The sequence below is a fragment of the Campylobacter sp. BCW_6877 genome (assembly GCF_001762445.1).
GTDB lineage: Bacteria > Campylobacterota > Campylobacteria > Campylobacterales > Campylobacteraceae > Campylobacter_D > Campylobacter_D jejuni.
The window spans coordinates 1-20,660 of the sequence record NZ_MJWW01000042.1 but is presented as its reverse complement, the minus strand read 5'-3'; the positions used below and the strand labels follow the sequence as shown (position 1 = coordinate 20,660).

Below are 20,660 nucleotides of genomic sequence, written 5' to 3'. Positions count from 1 at the left end.
TTCTACTCTACCCTCTCTTTTAGTTTTAAAAATACCTCAAAACAAGCCCCATCTTTTCCATTCTTAACTTTTATTTTTCCTTGGAAACTTTCAATAATTTGTCTACTTATATAAAGTCCTACTCCTATACCCTGACTGGGATGTTTTGTTGTAAAATAAGGTTGAAAAATTTTATCTAAATTTTCTTTATCAATCCCACCAGCATTATCTTTTATTGTAATTTTCAGATAGTTTTTTCCAAATTTTGAAAAATTTATTGTTATGATTTTCCTTTTTTTGTTTTTAAATGCCTCTATTGAATTTAAAATCAAATTAAGAAAAACTCTTATTAAACCATTCTCATACGCCAAAACTTCATAATCACTTTTCGAAACAATATTAATATTTACATGATTTTTTTCTATAGTTTCAAAAGCAATTTCTAAGGCTTTATTTAAAGTCTCTTTTATAAATACACACTGCTCTACTCCTTTGTTAAACAAAGTTCTAAACACATCAATTGTTTCTGACATATTTTTAATCATATCTTTTGATTGTGAATAAATTTCAGCAAATCCTTTTTCATCTTTAAGATTTTGCTTCATTTGAAACATGGCAATACCAAGCTCATTTAACGGTTGTCTCCATTGATGTGCTATATCACTAATCATTTGTTCTAATGAAGATTTCAAAATCTCTTCATATGCTATTTTAATATCTTTTTCATTTTTTTCCAAGGCAATTTTCATTTTTTTCTCAAATTTTTTACCTAACTGTATAAATTCTTGTTGGTGATTTTTAACTGTATTTTCAAGATTAATACTTAATTCTCTTAATTTAGCGTGATTTAGAGCAAGCTCTTCATTAAGCTTAAAAGAATTACTGACATCATGAGAAAGCGCTACTATTTCTATTAATTCATTATTTTTATCCAATATGGGGATTAACAAAGTTTCAAGATAGAAGGTTTTGCCTAATTTATCAATATTTTTAAAAATAACCTGATAAGGCTTTTTATATGAAAGATCTTTTAAAAGCTTCTCAACATAACATTCATCAACATCTGGATGTTTAAATATTGAATGTTTTTTTCCTATAAGCTCTTTTTTGCTATATCCACTTATTTGACAAAGCTTATCACTGACAAAAATTAAATTTCCTTGCACATCAGCTCTTGAAAAAATTGTATTTTTTTCCAGAGCTTTAAAAAACTGATCTTTAAAAAAATCTTTCATTGAAAAGCCTTAAAACCTATATAGGCAAGATTTATACCGTAACAAACAATAATGCCATACGATAAATAATTAAACAAATTTTTCAAAAAATCACTAAAAAATTGTGAAATTTTAGAAAAAAATAACATCGCAGGTAAAGTTGATATTCCAAAAATCATCATTACCAAAATACCTTCAAAAATATTTTGCTTACTTATTGCATTGGCTATAAAAAAATACACCAATCCACAAGGAACAAAACCATTTGAAAATCCTAAAAATATAGCTGATTTTAATCCTTTAAAATTTTTAGATTTTTTAATAATTTTCTTTACAAAACTATCAAAAAAAACATTATTTTCAATAAAAGATAACATATTGCCTCTAAAAATAAGAGCAAAACCCAAAATCATCATAAATATACCAAGAATAAAAAATGACAAACTTTGAACCTTAGCATTGATTGCCAAGATATTCCCAAAAGTCCCAAAAATTATCCCTAAAACAATATAAGCAAAAATTCTAAACAAATGATAAATAAAAGTTAATAAAAATAAATTATTGCTTTTTGAATTTAAATTTATAAAAAGTAAATTAAAACCACCACACATAGAATAGCAGTGTCCAAAACTAGATAAAAAAGCAACGCTGATAATAGCTAAAAAATCTATACTCACATCAAATTCATAAATTCTTTAAAAATGTACTTACTTTCATGAGGACCTGAAGAACTTTCCGGGTGATGTTGCACTGAAATAATAGGATAGTCTTTATATCTTACTCCTTCAACATTATCGCCAAATAAATTTCTATGAGTGATATGAGCCACTTGAGCTAATTCTTCTGGAACATTATAATTATGATTTTGTGCGGTAATTTCTACCGTTTTTGTATCAAGATTGATCACAGGATGATTTGCTCCATGTTGTCCAAATTTCATTTTATAAGTTTCATATCCAAAAGCATTGCTTAAAAGCTGGTGACCTAAGCAAATTCCAAGCATAGGAATTTTAGCTTCTGCAAGTTTTTTAATCTCTGCAATCTCTTGTTTTAAAATTCTTGGCTCACCTGGACCATTAGAAAGAAACACACCTTGAATTTCACCTTTTTTATACAGAGCAATCAACTCATTTGCTTTAATATTATATGGATAAACTTCTACTTCAAAACCTACTTCTACGAGTTCATTTAAGATATTTGTTTTAACACCATAGTCTATAACAGCAACTTTTTTCTCGCCTCTTTTAGCGTCATTAAATTTTTGAAAACTAGCATTCCAAACGCCTTGTTTGTGAGAATAATTTTTCTTAGTGCTAACTTCTTTTACAAAATTTACTTCATCAATTTTTGCTGATTTTTCTAAGGCGATTTTTAAATCTTCTTTATTTGAAATTTCAGTTGAAATTACAGCTCTTAAATTGCCATTATTTCTTATCATTTTTACTAGATATCTCGTATCAAGTTCATAAATTCCTATTTTTCCATGTTTTTCAAGATAATCTTGCAGACTTTCTTTAGCGCGAAAATTTGAAAAACTGGAACTTAATTCACGCATTAAAACACCACTTGCAAAAATTTCCTTACTTTCATTATCATTTTCATTGGTTCCTACTATACCAATTTCTGGCATAGAAAATACGATAAATTGCCCTGCATAAGAAGGATCTGAAATAATTTCTTGATACCCTGTTAAAGAAGTGTTAAATACAAGCTCTCCAAAAAAAGTACCGCTCTTTCCAAAAGCCTTAGCACTTAAAAAAATATCATTTTCTAAATAAATATAAGCCTTCATTAAAACATACCTTTTTTTCTAAGCTCTTCTTGATAGAGTTTTTCAAAGATAAGATCGTATTCTTCGCTACCTGGAATAGGTTTTGTTTTATAATTGCTAATTTTCTCATAAACCTCATCTTCAAGTTTTTCATAAATTTTAAGATAAGACTCTATGCTTGAAAAGATTAAATTTTTAACTCTATTTTCACTCACTATAAAATTAATATAATCATTCTCTACAAGTTCTTCTAAAATTTGATGCGCTAGATGATTATGTCTATCTTCAGAATCTAAAATCACATTAAATTCAGGAGCTAACTTTTTCTTCACAAGCCAAAACATATTTTTACGATCTACTTGCATAAGCTCCATTTCATCTTCTTGTTGCTCTAAAAGCTCTTTGACTCTTTCATCTAATTTTCTTTCATTTAGAATATCTTTCTCTAAAACTTCTATTATACATACCTTAAGCTTTTCTAACTGATCTTTAATTTCTACAAAAGAAGAATTAGCTATATCTAACATCATTTTATTTGCGATATAAGGAATATGTGGTAATTTTATACGCATCTTAAAAACCTTTTATTTAATAATGTTTAAAATAATAGCTTATTTTTGGTAAAAGAATGTTAAAAATGAAAAATTTTCATTTTTTTAATCACCTAATTACTAGCATTATTATCTAAATTTTTTAAAAGTAAAGTAAGCTCGCTGGCTTTTTTTGGATCCATTTTAGATAAAACACCTGAAATTTTACGCGATTCCAAAGAAAGCATTATTTTGCTTGCATCCTCTGCATCCATTTGACTTAAAACATCTGCAATGGCTGCATCTTTCATTTGGGAGTAAATTTCTTTAACCCTACCTTGAGTTTTATCATTGATTGAATTTAAAATCTTTTGTTGTTCTTCTACAAGCCTTGCGTTTTCAAGTTTTAATTCTTCAATTTTTGCCAAAGTCGCATTAACCTCAGCCTCTTTTTTTTCTAAATTTTCAAGCCTTTCTTTTTGCAAAGCTTCAAAAGAGGCTTTATAAGCTTCTAAAGATTGTCTTGCTTCATCAAATTCTCTAGCTTGCAATTCAATTTGAGCTTTTCTAGCTTCAAAATATTGTTCACAATCTTGTTCAGCTCCAAAAACTACACTTGAAATAAAAACTAACAATATAAATTTTTTAATCATCTTTTTCCCCTTTGAAAAAACGACTGATTGCAATTTCATCTAAAAATTTTTCTTCAGCCTTCGCAAGTTCTTTTTGTTTTTGTTTAATTTCTTCAGTTTCCAAAGCCTTCATTTTTTCATAATCTAAATGCGCTTTTTGATATAAAAACTGATAATGATTCATTTCCTTTTTAGAAAGCTCTACTTTCTCCTTAGCTCTTGCCAAAGCCTCGCGTCCTACTTGCGTCATACTTAAATTCGATCTTAACTCTGCTATAGATCCTGATTTTGGCAATACGCCTAAACTTTGACACTCTTGGCGTGAAAGTTCATAAGCTTTTTCATGTTCAAGCTGTCTTTGTTTGGCTTGATTAAGATTTGATTCTGCTTTATCAAGTTGTTGTTTTCTTACTTTTACAACAGAATTATATTTACTTTTCATAAGATGATAGTATCATCTCTTTCAGGGCTAGTGGAAATATACTTTACTTTAACCCCTGCAAGCTCTTCAAGTCTTGCTATATATTTTTTAGCATTTTCTGGCAATAAATCATAATCTTTTATACCAAAAACTTTATCCCAACCATCCATTTCTTCATAAATAGGTTGAACATTTTCTAAATCGCTTGGTATGTAGTCGATTTCCATACCCTTATATTCATAAGCACGACAAATTTTTATCTTTTCAAAACCATCTAAAACATCAAGCTTCATCAAAGATAAAGCATCAAGACCATTAAGCCTTGCTGTATATCTTACAGCAACCGCATCAAACCATCCACAGCGTCTTTTACGTCCCGTGCTTACGCCAATTTCTTTTCCAATTTGTGCAATTTTTTCTCCATCTTCGCCCTTATCCTCAGTAGGAAAAGCTCCATTTCCCACACGCGTTGCATAAGCTTTTACAATACCTATAATATTTCCCGCTTCTTTAGGATTTAACCCAAGTCCTGTTAAAGCGCCTGCTGAAATAGTACTTGAACTTGTAACATAAGGATAAGTTCCATGATCAATATCAAGCATAGAGCCCTGAGCTCCTTCTAAAAGTACTCTTTTATCTTCATCTAAAGCCTTCCAAAGCATTCTTGTAGTATCTGTAATATAAGGAGTTAAAATTTCATTAAAGCGTTTTAAATCAGCAAGCAATTCTTCAGCACTTGGAATTTCAATTTCAAGCATTTCAAAAAAAGTTTTATTAGCTTCAAAATCTTTCATCAAAGCCTCACAAAGTCTTTGTGGTTCTAAAAGCTCACCAACTCTATGTCCTGTACGATTAATCTTATCTGCATAAGAAGGTCCTATACCCTTACCTGTTGTTCCTATGGCATTTTTGCCTTTGAGTTTTTCTTTTGCAATGTCTATTAAAGAATGATGTTTTAAATTTAAATGAGCTCTATCACTGATATATAATCTACCTTTTAAATTTTCAAATTGAGCCATTTCAGCAATCAATACTTCAGGAGAAACCACAACTCCATTTCCGATAATATTAATACATCTTGGATGCAAAACTCCACTTGGCATAAGATGAAGCGCATATCTTACACCATTTACCCAAATCGTATGTCCTGCATTGTGTCCACCTGCACTTCTGCAAACAAAATCATAATTTTCACATAATTTATCAACTACCTTACCTTTTCCTTCATCGCCCCATTGAATGCCGACAATAATATCTGCTTTGCTCATAAAAATTTCCTTGATTTTACTTAATATTGGCGAGAAGATGAGAGAATCGAACTCCCCAAAGAATAGTCAACTATCCTTTCATCTGATTTGAAGTCAGTGGCGATCACCAGATACGCTAATCTTCCAAAGCGATAATTATAGCGATTTTTAATGAAAAACAAAATAAATTTATCAATATTCTTTTTGACTTCATGTTAAATTTAAGCTATAATCTCACTCTTTTTTAGCATCAAGTTTTGATGATTACATTTTTAGGATCTTTCTTTGAATTCTTTTAAACAAAAATATTTAATCAATTTTTGGGACAATTCCCGTTCTATGATTGCACTTGGAATTTTAAGTGCAGTGTATTTTGGGATTTTTGGTGGCGTTTGGGCTGTTACTGGAGAAATGACGCGTTGGGGTGGTGAGTTTTTAGAGTTTTTAGGTATGAATTTAGATGGATATTCTTATTACCAAAAGCAAAATTTAAATGGAACCCCTTTAACAAGAACTGATGGTATTATGCTCATAGGTATGTTTATAGGTTGTTTAGTAGCCGCACTTTTAGCTAACAAAGTCAAATTTCGTCTACCTGCTAGCAATATAAGAATTTTTCAAGCAATAGTAGGTGGAATTCTTTCAGGATATGGAGCAAGACTTGCATTTGGATGCAATTTAGCTAATTTTTTTACAGGTTTACCTTATTTTTCTTTACACACTTGGCTTTTTACTGTTTTTATGGTTTTAGGAATTTATCTAGGAGTGAAAATTTGCAACACTTCCTTTTTTAAACCTAAAGCTAAATTAGAACGGGTAAATAAAGAAAACTTGCCGTTAAACAAGCAAAGTTTGCGTACAAAATTATATTTTAACTTAGGCATATTGCTTTTCATGGCCTTTTTAGTTTGGGTGTTTTATCTTGTTTTTACAAATGGCAATATCAGCACACAAAACAAACAAAGCCTTCTAGCTTTAGCACTGATTTTTGGTTTTGTTTTTGGCTTTGTTATTTCTAGAGGGCAAATTTGTTTTACTTCTTGCTTTAGAGATTTATTTTTATTTGGTAGAGATAATGCTATAAAAGGCGCATTAATCAGTATGATTATCGCCTCTTTAATCGCTTTTGCTTTTATCTTGCAAGGTCATACTAGCAAACTCATAGAACTTTCTCCTGCTGTAGCTGTAGGAGCATTTTTGTTTGGTTTTGGTATAGTTTTTGCCGGAGGTTGTGAGTGTGGTTGGGCTTATCGTGCCTTTGAAGGACAAAGTCATTTTATGATAGTAGGAATTGCAAATATAATAGGAACTATGATTTTAGCTTTAAGTTATGACTTTTTACCAAAGGCTTTTAAAGAAGGTATAAAAATCAATCTTTTAACCGAATTTGGAAATTTAAATGGATTTTTTATCAATCTTATTTTATTCATCTTGATGTTTGCTTTTGTAGTATTTTACAAAAAACACTTCTTTAAAAATCAACTTAAAGGATAAACAATGAAAATTACTTATAGTTTAAATTTACAAGGTGAAGCTTGTCCTTATCCTGCTATAGCAACACTCGATGTCTTGCCTAAGCTTCAAAGTGGAGAAATTTTGGAAGTGCTTTGCGATTGCCCACAAAGTATCAATTCCATACCTCAAGATGCAAAAAACCGTGGTTTTAAAGTGCTTGAAATCGATCAAAGTGGATCCACACTAAGATTTTTAATCCAAAAGCCTTAAAAAGGCTTTTGTTCTCAAAGCTCTTTTAACATCTTTTCATAAGCTGCTTTAGTTCCAGATCTTACATTTGTAAACAAACTTGCAATAATAATCACCGCCGAAGCTGCTAAAAACCCTGGAACTATTTCATAAAGACCCGAATTTGCAAAATTCTTCCAAAGCACCACAGTAGCAGCTCCTGTTATCATACCTAAAATCGCTCCTACTCTTGTCATCCTACTCCAAAATAAAGAAAAAAGCATTACAGAACCAAAAGAAGCTCCAAATCCAGCCCATGCATAAGAAACTATACTCAAAACACTTGAGTTTTTATCAGTAGAAATCAAAAACGCTATTACAGCTACTAGTAAAACACCTAATTTACCTAAATTTAATACAACATGACTTGGCGCATCTTCTCTAAAAATCTTTTTATAAAAATCTTCCGCTATAGTAGAACTTGAAACCAGCAATTGTGAACTTGCCGTACTCATAATAGCCGCCAAAATAGCACTGAGTAAAATACCTGCTATCCAAGGATTAAATAAAAGCTGCGACATCACGATGAAAATCTTTTCAGGATCTTGCAAACTTAATTCAAATTTATGCACATAAGCTATGCCCAAAACACCTATCATACAAGCACTTAAAAGACAAACCGCCATCCAAGCAATACCTATAAAAGTGGCCATAGGAATATCTTTAGTAGAACGAATCGACATAAAACGCACTAAAATATGTGGTTGACCAAAATAACCCAAACCCCAAGCAAGTGCAGATATAATGCTTATAACTCCTACTCCTTCGCCCATAGATAAAGCTTGTGGCTTTATTTCTCTTACTATATTCATCGCTTCACCAAAGCCACCTAAATGATAAAGCATAACCAAAGGCACAATGATTAAAGCCATCATCATTAAAAGCCCTTGTATCATATCCGTCCAACAAACTGCCTTATATCCACCTAAAAAAGTATAAGCAACAATAATAATCGTTCCAGTAGTTAAAGCATAATCATATCTGATACCAAAAGTACTTTCAAAAAGTTTTGCTCCACTTACAAGTCCTGATGAAACATAAAAGGTAAAAAATATCAAAATTACCACCGCACATATGATGCGCAGTATATGTTTATCATCATCAAAACGAGTTTCAAAATAATCAGGAATAGTCAAAGAATTTGCAATCACGCTGGTATAAATTCTAAGTCTTTTTGCCACAAAAATCCAATTTAAACTAGCTCCTATAGTAAGCCCAATTGCAATATAAGAATCTATAAAACCACTTACATATAAAGCTCCTGGTAATCCCATTAAAAGCCAACCACTCATATCAGAAGCCCCTGCACTAAGTGCAGATATCACAGGCCCCATAGTACGCCCACCTAAAAAATAATCTTCTGAATTTTTATTTTGTTTATAAAAATAAAAACCTATATAAAGCATCAATAAGGCATAAACTACAAACATCACTGCTATTGGGGTATTAATTTGAACTACTTCCATCAATCTCTCCTTAATTATTAAGATATTGCTCTAATGCCTAAATTTCCATAGCGATGAAAAGATATACTTAAAGCTTTTTCATTAAAATAATTTAAAAGTTCAAAACGACCATTTAACAATGGCTTTTCTCTTATGATGATTTTAGCAAGCTTTGCAGCCTCTTTATAAATCTCATCATTTACATCTGGCTTTGCCAAATAACGCACTCTTTCATATTCTTTAATACTCTTGATAAAATTTTCTTTATTTTCTTTTAAAAATAATACTTTTGCTCCTATGCTTTGAACAATTCGTTCTATCATACTAACATCTTGTTCATCATAACTGATACTTAGATCAATATTTACAATATTTGCACCTAAAATCACCCCTAAAACATCTTTTAAGCTTTCATTTCCACAAAGTCTTAAAACCATATTCTTTATTTTAGTATAAGAAAAAAGATTATCTTCTCCACGTATATTGACATAATCTTTTGAAACACTAAACTCATTTTTATAATGATAAGCATAAGATTGAGACATTTTAATTAAATCATTCATAAAATCTTGTGCTTCTTTTAAATCTATTTGTGCTAATTTTTTTGAAAATTTATCTTCAATTAAATGATCATCAAAATCTTCTTGCTTAATCTCTAAAAATTGAGTGATATAATTATAAATTCCCACTTTTCTACCCAAACCTATGGCAGATTTTTTAATCCCACCAAAAGGTTGACGCAGAACTATAGCCCCTGTGGTTGGTTTATTGATATAAATATTTCCTGCTTCTATATGAGTGTGAAAATACTCCCATTCTCTTTCATCTAAGCTTTCAAAACCTGCAGTTAAACCATAACCTGTGGAATTTACTATATCAATAGCTTCTTTTAAGTCTTTAGCTTTCATTACACTTAAAATCGGCACAAAAAGTTCATTCATATGGGTAAAATCACCCTTTTTAGTGCCGTATTTTATGCCTGGAGTCATTAAATAAGGATTATCCTCTAAAAACTTAGGTTTTAATGCCCATTCTTCATAAGGTTGTAATTCATCTAAAGCCTTTTGAACTTTAGAACTTGGCTTATCAGCTAAAGCACCTAATTTATTTTTAAATTCAAAAGGACTGCCCACTGCCATAGAACTTGCAGCATCCACTAAAGTCTTTTTAAATTCTTCATCATTATAAACCTCTTCTTCTAAGACTAGCAAAGAAGTAGCTGAACATTTTTGACCGCTATTGCTAAAAGCAGAATGAATGATATTTTTAATCGCACTATCACGATCAGCAAATTTAGAAACTATAGTCGCATTCTTTCCTCCCGTTTCAGCACTTAAAAGCAAGGTTGGATTAGCTTTTAACATAGCATAAGCAGTATCCTCTCCTCCTGTAAGAATTGAAAATTTAATCGCTTCATCAACAAGTAAATATTTAGAAATATCGCTTCCTTTTGAAGGTAAGAAAATCAAAGCATCTTTTGGAATACCTGCATCCCAAAAACACTTACAAAGCATATAACCTGTTAGGGTTGAAAGTGAAGAAGGTTTATAAATCACCACATTACCTGCAGCTAGTGGTGCAGCTATAGTACCTACTGAAATCCCTATAGGAAAATTCCAAGGAGCTATGGTAACCCCTATGCCTTTAGGTGTGAATTTAACTTTTGGATTTTGTTTTTTAAGCTCTTCTAAAGAGTGCGGATAAAATTCTATAAAATCAATAGCCTCGCTTACTTCAGGATCGATCTCTAAAAAGGTTTTGCCCACTTCTAAAGCTGCCAAACCTATCAAATCCCCTCTTCTTTCTCTCATCAGTTTTGCACTTTTGGCTAAAATTTGATAAATTTCATCATGACTTTTTTGTGTAAATTTGGAATTTTTAGCTACTTCTAAAGCTTGTTTGATTTCTTTTTCTCCTGCTAAATAAGCCTTTCCTATAACTCTATCTTCGATCTTATCTTTAACTTCTAAAACATTTAAATTTTCTGCTTTAAAATCAAGTTCGCCTATAACAGGATAAACATCATAATCTTTTAAATTTTCATATTTAGTTTTAATTTCTTTAGCCCACGCTCTATTTTGTGCTAAAATAAAATCCGTATCGCTTTCATTGCTAAATTTTTTACTTTCATAAGAACTTATGATATTTGATTCTTTATTTCTATCTTGCTTACGATGTGTAGTATTATCAAGAGTTTTTATGCCTTCTAAAGATTTTAAAAAAAGTTCTTTTTGGATATTCCAGTTCTTATCTCCTACTTTAAGATTGAAAAAATAACGCATAAAATTATCTTCACTTGTATTTTCATCAAGGCGTCTTACAAGATAAGCAATGGCATTGTTAAAATGTGCTTCATCGCAAACTGGGGCATAAAGGATTAGATCATGCATTTTAGATAATTCATAAGAACATTGCAAACTCATACCTTCAAGCATTTCAAAAGTAAAAGAATCCAAAGCACCCACTTCACTTATGCGTGTATAAGCATAAGCAATCTCAAAGATATTATGACTTGCAATTCCTATGTTGATGTATTTATAATTATCTCCTTCAAGAATAAAATCAAGCATTTTATTATAATTACTATCAGTATCTATTTTTTTGTAAAAAGTAGGAAGCTCCCAACCCCTTTGAGACGCAATGGTTTCTTCACTTTCCATATTAGCACCCTTAACAAAACGGATCTTAATAGGCTTCATACCTTTTAAAACCCTCTCTTTTGAAAAAGCAAAAAGTTTTTTAAGATACTTATAAGAATCAGGAATATAAGCTTGCAAAACAATCCCCGCTTTAATATCAAATTTAGCCACACTTTCCATAAAAGCTGCAACGGTGAGCTCTAAATCCCTAAATTCTTCCATATCCAGATTGATAAATTTAGATACACCTTGTTTTTTTTCTTCTTCTAAGGCTAAAGCATAAAGATAATCTAGTCTTTTTACGACCTCTTCTTTGGAATAATTAAAATCTATAATATTAATTTGTGAAAAAATAGTAGTAATTTTTATGGAAATATAAGTGATATAGCTTGATTTTAAGGCTTCTTCGTATTTTTGCATACGATATTTACTCTCAGCTTCACCTAAAACCTCTTCGCCGATTAAATTCACATTTAAGGTAATTTTATCTTGCTCTTTTCTTTTCTTAATATGTGGTTCTAAAACACTAAGATTTGCATCTAGAACCATAGCTTTAGTATCTTCTCTTAAATGTTTGACAAAAAAAGGTACACTTAAATTAGGAGCAAATTTTCCAAAATTTAAAAAGCTAAAAAGTAGGAATTTTTCAAAAGTGCTAAAAAAATCCGCTATGCCATATTTACTCAAAGTATATTCTATAAGCTCAAAACTTGCATTTTTATCTTTACATCTAAAAGAACGATCTAAAAGCTCTATAAGCATAACTTTATTTTTGGGATTATTAAGAAGTTTTTGCATTTTAGCATGAAATTCTTTTTCAGAATTTGAAATATTGGCTTCTATTTGTCCTTGTAATTCTTCAGCTAAGGCTAAAGCTTTTTGTATCATTTCGTATCTCCTAAGATAAAATAAATTTTAATAAATAATATATAAATAAGATAAAAATAATATTTTAAATCATAGAAAATGTATAAAAAATGATAAAAAAAATTTTAATGGGTATATAAGTAACAAAAATTAAGAAATGATAATATCATTTTCTTGCTTATTTACAACCTTAGCAATAATTTTAGCTTGAATATTTTCATCTTCTAGTTTTTTTAAACATTCTAAGGAATCTTTTTCACTTATAGAAATTAAAAGTCCTCCTGAAGTTTGTGGATCACAAAGTAATAATTTTTCTTCATTTAAATCAGGGATAAGTTCTTTTATAAATTCTAAATTTTTATAAGCTCCAGCAGGAATTAAACCCATATTAAAATACTCTTTTACTCCATCTAAAAAAGGAAGTTCACTTTCAAAAATTTCAAAAGAAATATTTTTATTTAGCATTTCTTTTAAATGACCTAAAAGTCCAAAACCTGTGACATCACTCATGGCGCTTGGGTGAAATTTAAGAGCAATTTGACTGGCTTTATAATTTAACTCCATCATACTTTTAAGCATTATATCTAAATGTTTTTGATTTAGCATTTGTGCCTTTAAAGCTGTACTTAAAATTCCTGTTCCTAAAGGCTTGGTTAAAATGATACAATCTCCAACTTTAGAAGTATTATTAGCAATAAATTTACTAGGATGTACTTTTCCTGTAACACTAAGTCCAAAAAAAAGCTCAGTGCTTTCTATAGTATGGCCACCCACAACTAAAGCATTGCATTCTTGAATCTTATCATTTGCACCTTCTAAAAGCTCTTTTAAGATATTTAAATCATGATTACAAGTATCAAAACCTACTATATTTAAGGCATTAATCACCTCTGCACCCATAGCAAAAACATCGCTTAAAGCATTTGCTGCGGCAATAGTACCAAAATGATAAGCACTATCTACTATAGGAGTGATAAAATCAAGCGTTTGCACCAAAGCTAAATCGCGGCTGATTTGATATACACTTGCATCTTCATTATTTCCAATATCGCTAAGTAAGGCAGGGGTTTTTTGCATGAAATTTAAAATTGTTTTAAGACCACCCGGGCTTAATTTCGCTGCTCAGCCTGCTGCTTTAACAAAATGCGTTAAATTTTGATTTTTATATTGCAGTGTTTTTCCTTTACAAAGTAATAATCTTTGCTTTACCAAAAAGCTCGTTTAAAATTTCATAAGCATTGCCTATATTTCCTATTTTAAGTTCTTTGCTTTTATTAAAAAATTCCAAACAAGCTCCGCAACTTATGATCTCAATACCTAAATTTTCAAGTTCTTTCATAGCTAAATGTGCTTTATGATTTTCATCAACATTGATTAAAACACTTTCATTTACGCAAAGAATTTTACTTGGAGCATGATCTAAATTTTTTAAGGTACTTAAAAATCCTACAAGTAAATTTTGTCCCAATTCACCCTCACCCACTTTGTCGGTTTTTAAAAATAAAACATTATAATCGTGAATATTTACTTCACTAGAATTAAAATTCTTTTTTTGCACTTTGATGCAAAACTCTTGTGCATTTTCATCTATAATAGGATTTAAATTTAAAGAGTTAAGAAATTTTACAACATTATTTTTTGAAATAATAGAATTTAAAACAATTTCTAAAATTTCATTTTCTTGAAGTTTTTCAAGAGCGTTTTTTGTTTCAACTATAGGCTGAGGACAAGAAAGATTGCGACAATCAATTTTCATTATTTTTCCTTGATATTAGCTTTGAAAAATAATATTATTTTATTACTTGTTTTGTGTTTAAAAATTTTAAATAATATAGAAAAAATTCAAAAGCTCAAAAATGAGCTTTTTTAAAATCTTTTTTTATTCACATCTTCAAGAATTGCTGCAGCAATTTGATTGACTTCATTTGTTATATTATTGGTAACATTTGCAACTTCGACATTTTCCTTAGTTACAGTTTCAAGTTGTGCTATAGCATCGTTAATCTGTGTGATTCCTGCTGTTTGTTCTTTTACAGATTCTGCTACTTCATTTACGCTTTGAACAAGTATATTAATATTTGCCTCGATTTCAGATAAGGATTTCCCTGTTCTTTCCGCAAGCTGTCTTACCTCATCTGCAACAACTGCAAAACCACGCCCATGTTCTCCAGCACGTGCAGCTTCAATAGCTGCATTTAAAGCAAGAAGATTCGTTTGCTCAGCGATATCTTTAATCACATTGACAATATTTTTTATATCATCAGCTTGCGAAGCAACCTCAACTGTTTTTCCACTTACATTTTGCATAGAAGAATTAATCTCCTCTACAGCTGCAGCCGATTGTTCTAAAGAACTCGCTTGTGCATTAGAGCCATCAGCAAGTTTTTGCATAGAATTTTTTAACTCTTCTGACTGATTGGCTAAATCTTTAGCAAAATTTGAAGAAGCTACAAGCATCTTTTTAATTTCTTTACCTAAAATATTAGTTGTAATCTCAACTTCGCCTTTAGCATCAAGCACCTCTGTGCTAAAATCAAGCGCTTTATAACTATCAAAAACTCTATTAATTTCATTCATATTAGAACCAATTTTACTTTGCAAAACATCAAGCATTCTATTAAGAACATTTTTAAGTTCTACTAATTGAGGGTTTATAGGATTTTTAGTAATTCTTGCAGTTAAATTACCTTTTTCAATTTCTTTAGCAGTTTGCACCGATTCATCTACAGCATTTTGATCTTGCTCTAAAGATATTTGAATCTTTTCAATATTTTCATTTATGATTCTTCCCATTGCCCCTAATTCATCATTGGCTCGAATTTTAATTAATTTAAGCTCAATTTTTTCATGATTTAAGAAACGGAAAAAAGATTCTAAAGAGTTAAGAATAATTGGTAATCTTGTTGCAACAATTTTTCTTACGCAATAATAAACCACTCCCAAAACAACAAAAATAAAAATAAAAGATGCGCTAATAATAATTAATTGTAATTTTTTCAAAGGTTCAAAAACTGAATATTTAGGGGCAGTTACCAAAACTGTCCAAGAGCTATCTTGCACTTTAAAACTATTAATCGCGGCATAAGAATCATCACCATCAAAAGCTATATAGTTAAAAACTCCATTTTTTCCTTCGCTCATAGCCTTATAAGTCTCTTGTGCGCCTTTGTTAGGATTGACATCTTTTAAATTTTTTAAAACCAAATTTTTATTAGGGTGAATTGCAACAAGACCATCTGAATTTAAAAGAACTCTTAATTCTCCATCATATTTTTGACTCTTGGGATCTAAAAGATAAGTAGCAATAGCCGAAAAATTCAAAGTCATACCGATAACACCTACAACTTGATTCTTTCGGTCAAATATAGGCATAGCAATATTTACAGCATCAAAATCTTGACCTTCTAAATTCATCCTAATAGGACGTCCTATATATACTTTATTTTCCCCATATTTTGCTTTTTTTAATATATCTTGCACAACTTGTAAATTAGCTATTTCATCACTAGCTTGTATTGCTTTTATCCCGCCTTTACTATCTTTTTCTTCATCAACATAAAGCATAACAAATTTTCCACTTTGAGTATTGAAAAATTTACTCTCCTCTTTAAAATATTCTGGCGGATCGATAAGATACAAATAAGTAAAATTAGAATAAGCACTATTATCAAAAGTATTGGTTATAATATTTGTTATACTGTCTATATCTAAATTTTCTTTTGAAGTTGATCTAAACATTTCTGTTAAAGTACCTGAAATACTTTTATTTAAAGCAATCATTTCCCCAAAAATTCCTTGAGTTTGGGTAGCATATTCTTTCGTGATAGAAGCTAGAATATCTTCTGTATTTTTGGTAATATTTTGACTTACTTGTTTTGTGATTAATGAAATTAGAATAATAAGCCCAATAACAACAACAGTTGCTACAGAAAAAATAAGTTTTAAACCTATATTTAAAGATTTAAACATCTTAATAACTCCTAAAATAAAATTTTGGATTTTATATTTTAACATATTTTTTAAAAAAATACTATTAACTAATTATAAAAATATTATGTATTAGTATTTTTTGATAGAAGATTTATTTTTTTCCTTTTAAGAACAATTCTTTAAAGCGTTTATTAGCGTATTCTTCTATATCCTTTTGCAAAATAGAGTAATTTTCCATTAATTCCAAAGCTCTAGGAGTAAGTTTTGTTCCTGATTCTTTAGAGCGTCCTTGTCGTGTGCTAACTAAAATTTCTTGAGAATTTTTTTGTAAGGTTTGTAAATGCATCCAAGCTTTTTTATAATTAATCCCCATAAGTTTAGAAGCATGCAATAAACTACCTGTTTGTCCGATAAGCTCTAAAAGTTCTGTTTTTCCTCGTCCAAAAAGCAAATCTCCATCCGCATTTTCAATCCAAGTTTTTGTTCTTACTATAAATTGCTTACCTTTTTTTTCTTTAAAACAACCAAGTTGACAATACTTTACATCAACCTTATAAGCTTTTAAAGCTGAACGCATACTTTTAAGTCCACAACCTTCTTTAGCAATATCTCTTGCATCTTTACAAAAAATTCTACGCTTTTCATCTAAACTAGGTTCTATTTTTTTAAGCACTTCAATCTTTGCTTTTTCAAAATCTAAATGTCCAAATTGCCCCAACTCGCAATTATCAATTCTCATGTGATTTTCATCGGCTAATTGTCCGATTTTTTCTATATTTATATTAAATTTCTTTGCAATTTTAAAAGCCGTACCACAATCTAATTTTTCATTACTATTTAACAATTCTCTCATGTATGAGATGATTTCTTTTTCTTGATTTTTATCCATGAATTCTAAATTCTCCACTATAAATATTGATCTTATTTTCTCTAGCAAAACCACAAAGCGTTAAATCAAATTTTCTTGCTATCATAACCCCTAAACAAGTAGGAGCCGTGCGTGAAACAAGCACTGAAATTTTATGCATAACTGCTTTAGCTACCATTTCAGAACTTAGCCTTCCACTAACCATTAAAAAACATTGACTTAAATCAACCCCAGCTAAACGTGCTTTTCCTAAAGCTTTATCTATGGTATTATGTTGAGCTATATCTTCACCTATAAAAAAAGTTTTCTCATCTACAAAAAGCTTAGCCGTATGCACACAGCCTGTTTTCTCGTAAAGCTCGCATTGAGTATAAAAAGTACTCATTTGTTTTAAAATTTCATCTTTGCTAAATTTTACATCAGAACTAATTTTACTCGCTTCAATGGCTTCTAAATCGATATTTGCAGTATGTGCTCTACCACAACCACTTATAACTACGCCTTCAGCATTAAGCTTTGCTAAATTTTCTTTATCAATCTTTGCTTTGATATGCACACTCATACCATCATCTTTTGTTTCTATGTTCTCAATATCGCTTACTTTTGCAATGATATTTTCGCTCATTAAATACCCTATTGCTAGTGCCTGTTCATCTACAGGAGTTGCCATTAAAGCACCTACTTTTTCATCATTAATAAAAATTTCAAGCTTAATTTCACGTACTAAAGTATCATCGCATGTAAAAGATTCATCACCTTTATATTTTAAAATTTGGGTTGTAAATAAGGGTTCCATAAGCTTTCTCTTTTCGCGTTATTTTAAAAATTTAATTATATCAAAAAAACATAATTAAAAGTAATACTGATAAAAAAATAGGGATTTAATTTATAATTTTTAAGAATTTTAAAGCATTTTATATCAAAAAAACATAAATTTACTCTTTAAACTCTTCAAGTGAAAATATACTAACAATTTGAAATTTAAAAACAAAAATAAAATTTTCTCTTTATAAAATTACTTCTTAAGCTCTTTTTTATGGGGGGGGGGTATAATGGTTTTTTATTTTTTGTATAAGGAGAATTTATGAAGCTTTCGTTTTCGGCGAGTAAAGTTTTAGTGGGTTTTGGCTTAGGTGCTGCACTTTGTAGCAATGTAATGGCAGTAGATTTAAATTCTAAAAATACCTTAGTTGAAGCTCAGACAACACCAACTGAAATAGAACTAGATGGGATTAGCGGAAAAAATCTGCAAGATTATTTTGAAGTTAAAGGGCAAGATGTAGTTTTAATAAATGGAGATAGTTTAAAAGGCAATGATTTAACCATAAAATCAAACATTCCTAGATTTGATGATGAAAGCTTTTTAAATCCAGATGATAAAGATATCGATACTGATGAATTTAAGTATGTCTTTGATTTGGGTGATAAAAATACTTTAAATATCGAAAATGTTGGTATGGAAAGTTCTTACATTGCAAATCTTTATGTAAATGCTAAAGAAACCATACTTAAAGATATGAATTTATATGTCAATCAAAGCGGCTCGGTGTTCAATGGAGATTTAAGCCTTAGCGGAACTAATTTAGTAGAAGATGATACACAAAAAGGCTCAAGAGTATCTGTATATGGAAATAACCTTGTCGTAAATGGAAATTTAAATGCAGACAAAACCTTTTTTGAATTTGGCAATCCTTATGCAGTGCAAAATTATTCTATAAAAGTTACTAATAATGCGAATATCACTAATTCTAAATTTAGCGTAAATGGTACATCTTTTAGAGATTTGCTTGCTAAAAACACACTTTTAATCCAAGCACAAGGATTTAATAAGGATATAAGCACATCAAATACAGCTGAAGCTTCATATGGCAAATTTGCAAGTGATTATATCGATATAGATAAAAATCAAGACACCTTTCAAAGTATAACACTTGATAAAAATTTGCTGGATATGGAATTAGTAGATTACAATTTAAAAGAAGTAAATTGCGGATCTAACAAATGCTTGGTAGCAAATGGAACAGCAACTGAGCATTTAAAAAATACTCTAACTCAATTAAAAATTGACTTAAAAATGCTAGAAAAACTAATAAAACAATTTAATGATAATGAACAAATAAAAAAAACAGCTTGAAGACCAAAAAAATAAATTAAATGAAATAATACAAAAAGGCGAAAACAATCCAAACTTAGACAAAGAAGTAGTAAAATTATACAACCTTAAAGAAGGAAGTGCTGAATATAATGCTGTACTTAATCTTAGAGAAATCGCAGACAAACTTGTAGACAAGGTTTAGGACTAGATTTAAAAAGTTTTAGCGGTGTAAAACTAGCCCTACAAATCAAAAAAGACACAGACAATACAGGTAAATCTGTATCTAATCTCAATTCAGCTTCTAGTGCAGTTAATACCACTATGAATATTTCTAATGATGTTTCTATAGGCTCTCGTGTAGCAATGTTAAACAATCCTTTTGGAACTTATGCTTCTAAAATGAATGATCTTAAATTTGCTGCTTTAGATAGTGATATGAGACCAAGCTATGTAAATGAATATACCAATAGTATTTGGGCTAATGCTTTTGGTGGTGCTAACATTATCGATGGAGATAGTGGTGCAATGTATGGTGCTACCGTAGGGGTAGATAAACAAGCTAATGATAATGTTTTATGGGGTGCTTATTTTACTTATGCAAATGCTAAAATCAAAGACAATAATTTAGAACAAAAAAGTGATAACTTCCAATTAGGTATGTATTCTACTATCAATGTAGCTCCACAATGGGAACTTAATCTTAAAGCTTATGCTCAAGTTTCTCCAACTAAACAAGACAATATTCAAACAGATGGTGCATATAACTCAGATTATACAAGCAAATTCTTAGGACTTAGTGCTAATGCAGGTCGTGTGTTTGACTTTAGTGATAATACTTTATTTATCAAACCTTTTGCAGGGATAAATTATTATTTTAGTTATACTCCATCTCATACAGAAAATGGTGCTATTGCTAAAGATATTGATTCTATGAAAAACAATTCTGTAAGTGTTGAAGTGGGTGCTGAATTTAGAAAATATATGAATGAAAACTCTTATATTTTTGTAACTCCAAAAATAGAACAATTTGTTATCAATAGTGGTGATGATTACACAGCTAACCTAGCTGTAAATAATGCTTTCTTTACTAGTGTAGAAGCTAACAACAAGAAAAAAACATATGGGCAAATTATCGTAGGGGGTAATATAGATTTTACAAATCAACTCAGTATGAATCTTGGCTTTGGTGCTAAACAAATACTAGCAGGTAAAGTAGATAATAAAAATGAAACTTACTTAAGTGGTCAAGTAGGACTTAAGTATAAATTTTAATCTTAAA

At 30.0% G+C, this 20,660-nt stretch carries 17 protein-coding genes, 1 tRNA gene and 1 pseudogene; 4 read left to right on the top strand and 15 right to left on the bottom strand.

Annotated features, from left to right (window positions below; translation table 11 throughout):
• Positions 1–2 precede the first annotated feature (2 nt).
• The 8 genes from bumS to AJ936_RS05895 form a co-directional block, all read right to left on the bottom strand.
• Positions 3–1,214 (bottom strand): butyrate sensor histidiine kinase-like phosphatase BumS, encoded by a 1,212-nt coding sequence (gene bumS, locus AJ936_RS05930; RefSeq protein ID WP_002862144.1) that lies wholly within the window; start codon positions 1,212–1,214, stop codon positions 3–5.
• The gene (locus AJ936_RS05925) at positions 1,211–1,870 is read right to left on the bottom strand and encodes a sulfite exporter TauE/SafE family protein (protein ID WP_002870873.1); all 660 of its coding nucleotides are present in this window, start codon (positions 1,868–1,870) and stop codon (positions 1,211–1,213) included. The genes bumS and AJ936_RS05925 overlap by 4 nt, the downstream gene beginning before the upstream one ends.
• The gene (carA, locus tag AJ936_RS05920) at positions 1,867–2,985 is read right to left on the bottom strand and encodes a glutamine-hydrolyzing carbamoyl-phosphate synthase small subunit (RefSeq protein WP_002880457.1); all 1,119 of its coding nucleotides are present in this window, start codon (positions 2,983–2,985) and stop codon (positions 1,867–1,869) included. Before carA ends, AJ936_RS05925 begins: the two co-directional genes overlap by 4 nt.
• Positions 2,985–3,536, bottom strand: a complete 552-nt coding sequence (locus AJ936_RS05915; RefSeq protein WP_002851269.1) for a DUF507 family protein — start codon at positions 3,534–3,536, stop codon at positions 2,985–2,987. Before AJ936_RS05915 ends, carA begins: the two co-directional genes overlap by 1 nt.
• Positions 3,537–3,628: 92 nt before the next feature.
• Positions 3,629–4,147: a MotE family protein gene (locus AJ936_RS05910; protein ID WP_002880458.1), complete on the bottom strand. Its 519-nt coding sequence runs from the start codon at positions 4,145–4,147 to the stop codon at positions 3,629–3,631.
• Positions 4,140–4,568 (bottom strand): flagellar export protein FliJ, encoded by a 429-nt coding sequence (locus AJ936_RS05905; protein WP_070274202.1) that lies wholly within the window; start codon positions 4,566–4,568, stop codon positions 4,140–4,142. The genes AJ936_RS05910 and AJ936_RS05905 overlap by 8 nt, the downstream gene beginning before the upstream one ends.
• Positions 4,565–5,815: an adenylosuccinate synthase gene (locus tag AJ936_RS05900; RefSeq protein ID WP_002862151.1), complete on the bottom strand. Its 1,251-nt coding sequence runs from the start codon at positions 5,813–5,815 to the stop codon at positions 4,565–4,567. The genes AJ936_RS05905 and AJ936_RS05900 overlap by 4 nt, the downstream gene beginning before the upstream one ends.
• 27 nt (positions 5,816–5,842) lie before the next feature.
• Positions 5,843–5,940, bottom strand: a tRNA-Sec gene (locus tag AJ936_RS05895).
• A 139-nt stretch (positions 5,941–6,079) separates the two neighbouring features.
• Between AJ936_RS05895 and yedE the strand changes: the two genes are divergently transcribed.
• Both yedE and yedF (AJ936_RS05885) read left to right on the top strand, forming a co-directional pair.
• Entirely contained in the window at positions 6,080–7,288 is a 1,209-nt protein-coding gene (gene yedE / locus AJ936_RS05890; protein ID WP_070274201.1) for a selenium metabolism membrane protein YedE/FdhT, read from the top strand.
• A 3-nt stretch (positions 7,289–7,291) separates the two neighbouring features.
• Complete coding sequence (yedF, locus tag AJ936_RS05885) at positions 7,292–7,519, top strand: sulfurtransferase-like selenium metabolism protein YedF (RefSeq protein ID WP_002862153.1); 228 nt, start codon at positions 7,292–7,294, stop codon at positions 7,517–7,519.
• Between the two features lie 14 nt (positions 7,520–7,533).
• On the opposite strand, the gene putP is transcribed toward yedF (AJ936_RS05885), so the two are convergent.
• From putP to fdhD, 7 genes are all read right to left on the bottom strand, one after another.
• Positions 7,534–9,003, bottom strand: a complete 1,470-nt coding sequence (putP, locus tag AJ936_RS05880; RefSeq protein ID WP_070274200.1) for a sodium/proline symporter PutP — start codon at positions 9,001–9,003, stop codon at positions 7,534–7,536.
• A 17-nt stretch (positions 9,004–9,020) separates the two neighbouring features.
• Positions 9,021–12,509, bottom strand: coding sequence for a proline dehydrogenase family protein (locus AJ936_RS05875; RefSeq protein WP_070274199.1), 3,489 nt, complete (start codon positions 12,507–12,509; stop codon positions 9,021–9,023).
• 129 nt (positions 12,510–12,638) lie between these two features.
• Complete coding sequence (gene selD / locus AJ936_RS05870; protein ID WP_079861677.1) at positions 12,639–13,661, bottom strand: selenide, water dikinase SelD; 1,023 nt, start codon at positions 13,659–13,661, stop codon at positions 12,639–12,641.
• A 10-nt stretch (positions 13,662–13,671) separates the two neighbouring features.
• Positions 13,672–14,244: a sulfurtransferase-like selenium metabolism protein YedF gene (gene yedF, locus AJ936_RS05865; protein WP_002867054.1), complete on the bottom strand. Its 573-nt coding sequence runs from the start codon at positions 14,242–14,244 to the stop codon at positions 13,672–13,674.
• A gap of 110 nt (positions 14,245–14,354) precedes the next feature.
• Positions 14,355–16,457 (bottom strand): aspartate chemotaxis receptor CcaA, encoded by a 2,103-nt coding sequence (gene ccaA / locus AJ936_RS05860; protein WP_002862158.1) that lies wholly within the window; start codon positions 16,455–16,457, stop codon positions 14,355–14,357.
• 112 nt (positions 16,458–16,569) lie between these two features.
• On the bottom strand, positions 16,570–17,307 hold the full coding sequence (locus AJ936_RS05855; RefSeq protein WP_002862159.1) for a winged helix-turn-helix domain-containing protein: 738 nt from the start codon (positions 17,305–17,307) through the stop codon (positions 16,570–16,572).
• Positions 17,300–18,082, bottom strand: coding sequence for a formate dehydrogenase accessory sulfurtransferase FdhD (gene fdhD / locus AJ936_RS05850; protein ID WP_070210370.1), 783 nt, complete (start codon positions 18,080–18,082; stop codon positions 17,300–17,302). Before fdhD ends, AJ936_RS05855 begins: the two co-directional genes overlap by 8 nt.
• A 288-nt stretch (positions 18,083–18,370) precedes the next feature.
• On the opposite strand from fdhD, the gene AJ936_RS10770 reads away from it, so the two are divergent.
• Both AJ936_RS10770 and AJ936_RS10765 read left to right on the top strand, forming a co-directional pair.
• Positions 18,371–19,420, top strand: coding sequence for a hypothetical protein (locus AJ936_RS10770; RefSeq protein WP_070274197.1), 1,050 nt, complete (start codon positions 18,371–18,373; stop codon positions 19,418–19,420).
• Between the two features lie 118 nt (positions 19,421–19,538).
• Positions 19,539–20,653: pseudogene (locus AJ936_RS10765) on the top strand (autotransporter outer membrane beta-barrel domain-containing protein); the annotation flags it as partial.
• Between the last annotated feature and the right edge of the window lie 7 nt (positions 20,654–20,660).